Genomic DNA, 7,912 nt, shown 5'->3' with positions numbered 1-7,912 from the left:
GCCTGTTCTGCCCAGAAGGTATCTGGATCTTCCACCGACTGGCGGTACAGGTTTTGGATCAGCCGCGGTGACGACCGCGGAAGTAGTTGATCAGGCCCTGGGTCGAGCCGTCCTCGGCGCTTTCTTCCAGGCTGCCGACCAGGCGCTGGTACACGCCCTTGCCCAGCTCCTTGCCCAGCTCCACGCCCCATTGGTCGAAGGCGTTGATACCCCAGATCACGCTCTGCACGAAGACCTTGTGCTCGTACATCGCCACCAGCGCCCCCAGGCGACGCGGGCTGATGCGCTCGACCACCAGGGTGTTGCTCGGACGGTTGCCCGGGATCACCTTGTGTGGCGCGAGCTTCTCGATGTCCGCCTCGTTCAGGCCCTTGGCGCGCAGCTCTGCCTCGGCCTCGCTGCGGGTCTTGCCGAGCATCAGCGCCTGGCTCTGCGACAGGCAGTTGGCGTACAGCCATTGGTGGTGGTCGGCGACCGGGTTGAAGCTGACCACTGGCACGATGAAATCGGCCGGGATCATTTGCGTGCCCTGGTGCAGCAACTGGTGGTAGGCATGTTGGCCATTGCAGCCGACGCCGCCCCAGATCACCGGGCCGGTCTCGGTTTTCACCAGGCTGCCGTCCTGCAGCACGCTCTTGCCGTTGGACTCCATGTCCAGTTGCTGCAGGTGCTTGGTGATGTTGCGCAGGTAATGGTCGTACGGCAGGATCGCGTGGCTGGTGGCGCCCCAGAAGTTGCCATACCAGACACCGAGCAGGGCCAGCAGCACCGGCATGTTCTTGTCGAACGGTGCGGTCTGGAAGTGCTGGTCCATGGTGTAGGCGCCGGACAGCAGCTCCTTGAAGTTGGCGGTGCCGATGGCCAGGGCGATCGGCAGGCCGATGGCCGACCACAGCGAGTAGCGCCCGCCGACCCAGTCCCACATCGGGAAGATGTTCTCTTCGCGGATGCCGAAGGCCACGGCGGCGGCCTTGTTGCTGGAGACGGCGATGAAGTGACGGTACAGCTCGGCTTCCGAGCCGCCCTGGGCCAGGTACCAGGTACGCGCAGCCATGGCGTTCTTCAGGGTCTCGAGGGTGTTGAACGACTTCGACGAGACAATGAACAGGGTGGTTTCGGCGCGCAGGTTGGCCGACAGCTCATGGAATTCGCTGCCGTCGATGTTGGCCAGGTAATGGCAGCGCACGCCGCGCTGGGCGTAGGGCAGCAGCGCTTCGGACACCAGCTCGGGGCCGAGGAACGAGCCGCCGATACCGATGTTGACCACGTCGGTGATGGGCTTTTCGCTGTAGCCGCGCCACAGGCCGTCGTGGATGCGGCCGACCAGTTCGGTGATCTGGTTGAGCACCTTGTGCACTTCGGGCATCACGTTGACGCCGTTGACGCTCAGCTTGTCGCCCACCGGGCGGCGCAGCGCGGTGTGCAGCACCGGGCGGCCTTCCGAGGCGTTGATGATTTCGCCGCTGAACATCGACTTGATCGCCGCCTGCAGGTCGACTTCGTTGGCCAGGTTCACCAGCAGGTCACGGGTCTGCTCGGTGATCAGGTTCTTCGAGTAGTCCAGGAACAGCCCACAGCTGCTCAGCGAGAACTGCTCGAAGCGCTGGTCATCGGCGGCGAAGGCTTCGCGCATGCTGAAGCCCTGCATGGCGTCGCGGTGTTGCTGGAGTGCCTGCCAGGCGGGCAGGGCAGTAACATCGTGGGGTGTACGGTAATACGCCATTGCGCGGAATTCCTTGGTGCGTGGTGTGGCCTTGGACCTTGGCGGTCACGGCCAGGTTCAGGCTGGCCATCATTATAGGCATAGCCTGCGCGCAGGGAATGGGGGGAGTGCAGAGGAATTGCGTAGGATCAATCCGTGACCGAACCCGCCCCCTGGTAGGAGCGGGCTTGCCCCGCGATGGGCTGCAAAGCAGCCCCCGGTCTCACGCGGTGGTCTCGTCCAGATGCAGATACAAATTGTCGATCAAGCGCGTGTTACCTAGGTACGCCGCCACCAGGATCACCAGGTCACGATCGCCAAAGTTCGCTGGCTTCAGGTTCACCGCATGGCGCACTTCCAGGTAGTCCGGGCGCAGGCCTGCGGCTTCCAGTTGTTGCTTGCCCTGCTCGACCAGCGCCGGGAAGTCGACCTGACCCGCACCGATGGCTTCGCCCAGCTGCTTGAGCGTGCGGTACACCACTGGTGCGGTGGCGCGCTGGTCCGGCGTCAGATAGCCGTTGCGCGACGACAGCGCCAGGCCATCCTCGGCACGCACGGTGGGTTCGCCGATGATCTGGATCGGCATGTTCAGGTCGCGCACCATGGCGCGGATCACCGCCAACTGCTGGAAGTCCTTCTCGCCGAACACCGCGAGGTCGGGCTGGACCATGTTGAACAGCTTGCTGACCACGGTGGCGACGCCCTCGAAGTGGCCCGGGCGGCTGGCGCCGCACAGGCCCTCGGACAGCTGCGGCACGCTGACTCGGGTCTGCACACCCATGCCGTCGGGGTACATCTCCTCGACGGTGGGGGCGAACAGCAGGTTGCAACCGGCATCGAGCAGGCGCTGCTGGTCGGCGGCGAGGGTGCGTGGGTACTTGTCGAGGTCTTCGTTGGCGCCGAACTGCAGCGGGTTGACGAAGATGCTGGCGACCACGAAGTCGGCGCGTTGCGCCGCCTTGGTCACCAACGCGGCATGGCCGCTGTGCAGGTTGCCCATGGTCGGCACGAAGCCGATGCGCTTGCCTTCGCTGCGGGCGCGCGCCACGGCGGCGCGCAGTTCGCGGACGGTCTTGACTGTATTCATGCGCTGAACCCGTGTTCGCTGCCGGGGAAGCTGACGTCCTTGACGGCCTTGACGTAGGCGGCCAGGGCGCTGGCGATGTCCGGCTGGTCGGCCATGAAGTTCTTCACGAACTTGGGCACGCGGCCGCTCAACGACAGGCCGAGCATGTCGTGCAGCACCAGAACCTGGCCGTCGGTGGCGCTGCCGGCGCCGATGCCGATCACCGGAATGCTCACCGCGTGGGTGATTTCCCTGGCCAGCTCGCTGGGCACGCACTCGAGCAACAGCATGGCCGCGCCGGCCTGCTCCAGGGCGATGGCATCGGCACGCATCTGCCGCGCCTGGGCCTCGTTACGGCCCTGGACCTTGTAGCCGCCCAGGACATTGACGGTCTGCGGGGTCAGGCCCATGTGCGCGCAGACCGGCACGCCGCGCTCGGCCAGCAGGCGGATGGTCTCGGCCAGCCAGGCGGCGCCTTCGATCTTGACCATGTGCGCGCCGGCCTGCATCAGGCTGGCGCTGTTGGCGAAGGCCTGCTCGGGCGTGGCGTGGGCCATGAACGGCAGGTCGGCGAGGATCAGCGCACCAGCGTTACCGCGCTTCACGCTGGCGGTATGGTAGGCCATGTCGGCGGTGGTCACTGGCAGGGTGCTGTCGTGGCCCTGCAGCACCATCCCGAGGGAATCGCCTACCAGCAGCACTTCGACGCCGGCCTGGCTGGCAGCCCGGGCGAAGGTCGCGTCGTAGCAGGTCAGCATGGTGATTTTTTGCCCTTTGGCCTTGAGGCCGTGCAGGGTGGTCAGCGTTACTTCAGGCATTTGCAAAAATCCTCGTTCAGGCGCTGTGAAAAACGACTGCGGACAACGCGTGTAGTCATCTTCCGGAGCGGCACATCATCGTGTGTGATGTTCGGGCACAGGTCCGTCCGGGCCTAGATACGGGCATGCGGCACTTGGGTGCCACACAGGGACGCCTATAGTCGTGAGCAAGGTGTGGGAAGTCAATCACCCTGTTACCGCATTGTTACGGCAGGGGTGTTACTGGCGTTACCGTGCTGTGCAGCCGGCCAGCGGCGCCCTTTACAGGCGCTCGAGGCCGACGAACGGGCAGGCTTGCAGCAAGTGGGCGATGGCGCGGCCATCGGCCAGCTGGAAGTCGGCGGGCACCAGTTCGGCCAGGGGGTAGAGCACGAAGGGGCGGGCATGCATGTGGTAATGCGGCACCTTCAGGCGCGGCAGGTCGAGCACCTGGTCGCCGAACAGCAGGATGTCCAGGTCGAGCGTGCGCGGGCCCCAGCGCTCGGCACGCACGCGGCCCTGGTCGTTCTCGATGGCTTGCAGGGCGTCGAGCAGGGCCAGGGGCGCGAGTGTCGTGTCCAGCGCGGCCACGGCATTGGTGTAGCGTGGCTGGCCAGGCAGCAACGAGTCGCTGGTGTAGAGCGCGGAGCTGGCTACCAGGTGGCAGCCATCGAGCTGGTCGAGCGCGCGCAATGCGCTGCGCAGCTGCTCGACGGGGGCATCGAGGTTGCTGCCCAGGCCTATGTAGGCGCGTGCGCTCACTCGCCGGCCTCGTCACCGGCGCGTTTGCGCTTGCTGGTACTGCGCTTGCGCTTGCGTGGGCCGGCGCCGGTACTGGCGTCGTCACGGCTGCCCAGCTCGCGGATCATCTCGCGGCGCTCGCTGTCGTGGGCGTCCTGGTAGTCGGTCCACCACTGGCCCAGGTCATCGGTTTCTTCGCCGGCGCTTTCACGCAGCAGCAGGAAGTCGTAACCGGCACGGAAGCGCGGGTTGTCGAGCAACTGGTCGGCGCGTTTGCCGCTGCGCCGTGGCAGGCGCTCCTGCATGTCCCAGATCTCGCGGATCGGCAGGGTGAAGCGCTTCGGAATGGCGATGCGTTGGCACTGTTCGGCGATCAGGTCGTGGGCTGCGCCATTCATGGCTGGGATCGGTGGCACACCCTGGTTCTGCAGGTGCAGCACGCGGGCCGGCAGGGCTGGCCAGAGCAGCGCTGCGAAGAGGAAGGCCGGGGTGACCGGCTTGCCCTGCTTGACCCGCAGGTCGGTGTTGTTCAGCGCCTGGCTGATCAGGGTATGGGTGTAGGTCGGTCGCTCGTCCAGCGCCTGGGCGCTGGCTGGGAACAGCGGCTCGAACAGCTGCAGGTCGACCAGCATCTCGAAGGCGATCGCACCCTGGCCGGAGAGGAACAGCTTGAGGCTTTCCTCGAACAGGCGGGCAGGCGGGATTTCCCTGAGCAGCGGCGCGAGTTCGCGAATTGGCTGGACGGTGTGCTTCTCGATACCGAAGTTGAGCTTGGCGGCGAAGCGCACGGCGCGCAGCATGCGCACGGGGTCTTCCTGATACCGATGGGTCGGGTCGCCGATCAGGCGCAGCAGGCGGTTGCGCACGTCGTGCACGCCGTTGGCGTAGTCGAGGATGCGCTCGCTGACCGGGTCGTAGTACAGGGCGTTGATGGTGAAGTCGCGGCGCTGCGCGTCTTCTTCCAAGGTGCCATAGACGTTATCGCGCAGGATGCGGCCACTGGCGTTGTGCGACGAGCGATGGCTGTCGCCTTGGTCTTCGTCCGAGTGGGGCGCACGGAAGGTCGCCACCTCGATGATCTCGCGGCCGAAATGCACGTGGACCAGCTTGAACCGGCGGCCAATGATGCGCGCATTGCGAAACTCGGCACGGACCTGCTCGGGCGTGGCGCTGGTGGCGACGTCGAAGTCCTTGGGCGTGATACCCAGCATCAGGTCGCGGACGCAGCCACCGACCAGGTAGGCCTGGTAGCCGGCGCTTTGCAGGCGCTCGACGATGTTCACCGCATGGCGGCTGAACTGGTGGCGCTGCAGCGAGTGCTGGCTCTTGTTGATCACTTCAGGCGTGGTGCGCCTGTGGTGCTGGCCCGGTACGGGCGGGCGGAATGACTGGAACAGCTTCTTCAGCATGGGATGCACTGTTTGAAGGAATGATCGGCCAAGAATAGGAGAATGGCCGCATGATGGGCGGGGATTCTAGCATTTACTGTAGGAATGGTGTAGGCGGTAGCAGGAAGGGATATTTCCGGCAGGCGGAAACGACAAGGGGAGCCTAAGCTCCCCAAGAAGTCGTTGCGTGCTCTTATTGTTTTTCTGCTGGGCTTCTTGTTTTTGTTGACTGCCCTGTCCACAAATCTCAAAGCTTGTGGACGACCCCCAAACCGGGGGTAAGAGCAAACGGATTGCTTTGGTCGCTGATGTCATGCTGATCGATCGATCCAACCAGTTCAGGCGCTGCTATAGTGCAGTTTTTGTTGTTCTCTGCCTGGTCGTGGGGCAAGCCCCAAACACGCATCCTCTCCAAAAGAATCAGTTAGCTGCGCCTCCGCCGTCTTGTTTTTATTGTGCGTGAGCCGTTTCGTCTTGTTCTTGTTATGGGTGCAGTGCTTGTTATTGTTTTTGTACTAAGCATATAGCAGGTGCCGTGCCAACTTTTGTAAACCCAATGAAATCAAGGGGTTGGGCGTTTCGACATGGTTTGGCGTGGGCCAGAATGGTGCTGTTTCGTTACCGTACGCCTCGGTGACTGTTACGGTTTGAAGGCTGGGGTAACAAATTTTGCGGGGGAAAGGGTGTTACCGGGTGCGTCATGGTGACGCGGCCAGAATGGATAGAAAGAAGAGGGGCAGGCGGACGCCCACCCCGAGTGCGATCAATTTTCGCTGGTGGCGTTGCTCTTGCGCCGCGGGATCCCCAGGCGCTGGCGGCGTTCCCACAGGCATTTGCGGCTGACCCCGAGCTTGCGTGCCAGCTCGGTCTCGGTCATGTGGTCCTGGTGCTCGAGCACGAAGTGCTGGAAGTAATCCTCCAGCGACAGGTCCTCGGTCGGCTCGTGGCTGGCATTGTTGCCGGCGTTACCGTTGACCAGTGCCGGTGGGGTGTCGAGCAGGTCGTCGTCTTCCAGGTCGCTCAGCTCGATGTCGATGCCCAGCAGGTCGGCGGAAATCTCCGGGCTCTCGCTGAGAATCACAGCGCGCTCAACGGCGTTTTCCAGTTCCCGTACGTTGCCTGGCCAGCTGTAGTGGCGGATAGCCTGTTCGGCGTCGGCGGAGAAGCGCAGGTCGTCTCGGCCGATGCGTGCGCTCTGCCGGGCCAGGAAGGCACTGGCGATCTCGTTGACGTCGCTGCCGCGTTCGCGCAGGGCCGGCAGCTTGAGCGCGATGACGTGCAGGCGGTAATAAAGGTCTTCACGGAACTGGCCGGCCTTGGCCAGGTTCTTGAGGTCGCGGTGGGTCGCGGCGATCAGCCGCACGTCGACTTTCTGCGACTGCACCGAGCCGACCCGGCGGATTTCACCTTCCTGCAAGACCCGCAGCAGGCGCGCCTGGGCTTCGAGGGGCAGTTCGCCGATTTCGTCGAGGAACAGCGTGCCGCCGTCGGCGGCTTCCACCAGGCCGGCACGGCCGGCGCTGGCACCGGTGAACGCGCCCTTTTCGTGGCCGAACAGCTCCGACTCGATCAGGGTTTCGGGAATGGCCGCGCAGTTCACCGAGATCATCGGCGCCTTGGCCCGGCGCGACAGGTTGTGCAGGGCGCGTGCGACCAACTCCTTGCCGGTGCCGGATTCACCCTGGATCAGGACGTTGGAATCGGTAGGCGCGACCTTGCGGATCTTGCTGAACATGTCCTGCATCGGCGGGCACGAGCCGATGATGCCGATTTCGCCATTGGCCGAAGCCGGGCTGGCCTTGTCGCCGACCGGCGCCTTGCCGATGGCCCGAGGTTCGGTGCTGGGCGCGGGCGCTGGTGCGTTCTGCCGATCGCGCAGAATGCGCGCCACGGCCTGGAGCATTTCATCGTGGTCGAACGGTTTGGCGATGTAGTCCACCGCGCCCATTTTCATCGAGTCGACCGCCGAGCGCAGGCTGGCGTAGCTGGTCATGATCAGCACCGGCGTGCCCTGGCCCAGTTTGATCAGTTCGGTACCTGGGGCGCCCGGCAGGCGCAGGTCGCTGACGATCAGGTCGAAGGTGGCAATGCTGAAGCGTTCCTGGGCTTCCTGCACCGAGCCGGCTTCGCTGACCTGGTACTGGTTCCGCTCGAGCAGGCGGCGCAAGGCCGAGCGGATGATGGTTTCGTCTTCGACGATCAGAATATGCGGCATTGA

At 64.4% G+C, this 7,912-nt stretch carries 6 protein-coding genes; all 6 read right to left on the bottom strand.

From position 1 onward, the window contains the following. Positions 1 to 58: 58 nt before the first annotated feature. Positions 59 to 1,723 carry a glucose-6-phosphate isomerase gene (gene pgi / locus IAE37_RS26240; RefSeq protein WP_201178359.1) on the bottom strand — a complete coding sequence of 555 codons (1,665 nt, stop codon included), beginning with the start codon at positions 1,721 to 1,723 and terminating at the stop codon, positions 59 to 61. A 202-nt stretch (positions 1,724 to 1,925) separates the two neighbouring features. After that, a complete protein-coding gene (gene panC, locus IAE37_RS26235; protein WP_201178358.1) occupies positions 1,926 to 2,789 on the bottom strand; it encodes a pantoate--beta-alanine ligase in 864 nt (287 codons plus the stop codon). Continuing rightward, on the bottom strand, positions 2,786 to 3,586 hold the full coding sequence (panB, locus tag IAE37_RS26230; RefSeq protein ID WP_201178357.1) for a 3-methyl-2-oxobutanoate hydroxymethyltransferase: 801 nt from the start codon (positions 3,584 to 3,586) through the stop codon (positions 2,786 to 2,788). The genes panC and panB overlap by 4 nt, the downstream gene beginning before the upstream one ends. Before the next feature lie 261 nt (positions 3,587 to 3,847). Next, positions 3,848 to 4,327, bottom strand: coding sequence for a 2-amino-4-hydroxy-6-hydroxymethyldihydropteridine diphosphokinase (folK, locus tag IAE37_RS26225; RefSeq protein WP_201178356.1), 480 nt, complete (start codon positions 4,325 to 4,327; stop codon positions 3,848 to 3,850). Next, positions 4,324 to 5,715 carry a polynucleotide adenylyltransferase PcnB gene (locus IAE37_RS26220; RefSeq protein WP_201178355.1) on the bottom strand — a complete coding sequence of 464 codons (1,392 nt, stop codon included), beginning with the start codon at positions 5,713 to 5,715 and terminating at the stop codon, positions 4,324 to 4,326. The genes folK and IAE37_RS26220 overlap by 4 nt, the downstream gene beginning before the upstream one ends. 742 nt (positions 5,716 to 6,457) lie before the next feature. Further along, the gene (locus IAE37_RS26215) at positions 6,458 to 7,909 is read right to left on the bottom strand and encodes a sigma-54-dependent transcriptional regulator (RefSeq protein ID WP_201178354.1); all 1,452 of its coding nucleotides are present in this window, start codon (positions 7,907 to 7,909) and stop codon (positions 6,458 to 6,460) included. Between the last annotated feature and the right edge of the window lie 3 nt (positions 7,910 to 7,912).

This window comes from Pseudomonas sp. S31, from assembly GCF_016648105.1.
Classification (GTDB): domain Bacteria; phylum Pseudomonadota; class Gammaproteobacteria; order Pseudomonadales; family Pseudomonadaceae; genus Aquipseudomonas.
Note: the sequence above shows the minus strand (reverse complement) of the source record. Positions and strands in the feature narration are given on the sequence as shown.

Bases quoted from the DNA above. Each gene is read 5' to 3' on its own strand.
- panC (WP_201178358.1), bottom strand. From the start codon at position 2,789: ATGAATACAGTCAAGACCGTCCGCGAACTGCGCGCCGCCGTGGCGCGC.
- IAE37_RS26215 (WP_201178354.1), bottom strand. From the start codon at position 7,909: ATGCCGCATATTCTGATCGTCGAAGACGAAACCATCATCCGCTCGGCC.
- IAE37_RS26220 (WP_201178355.1), bottom strand. From the start codon at position 5,715: ATGCTGAAGAAGCTGTTCCAGTCATTCCGCCCGCCCGTACCGGGCCAG.
- panB (WP_201178357.1), bottom strand. From the start codon at position 3,586: ATGCCTGAAGTAACGCTGACCACCCTGCACGGCCTCAAGGCCAAAGGG.
- pgi (WP_201178359.1), bottom strand. From the start codon at position 1,723: ATGGCGTATTACCGTACACCCCACGATGTTACTGCCCTGCCCGCCTGG.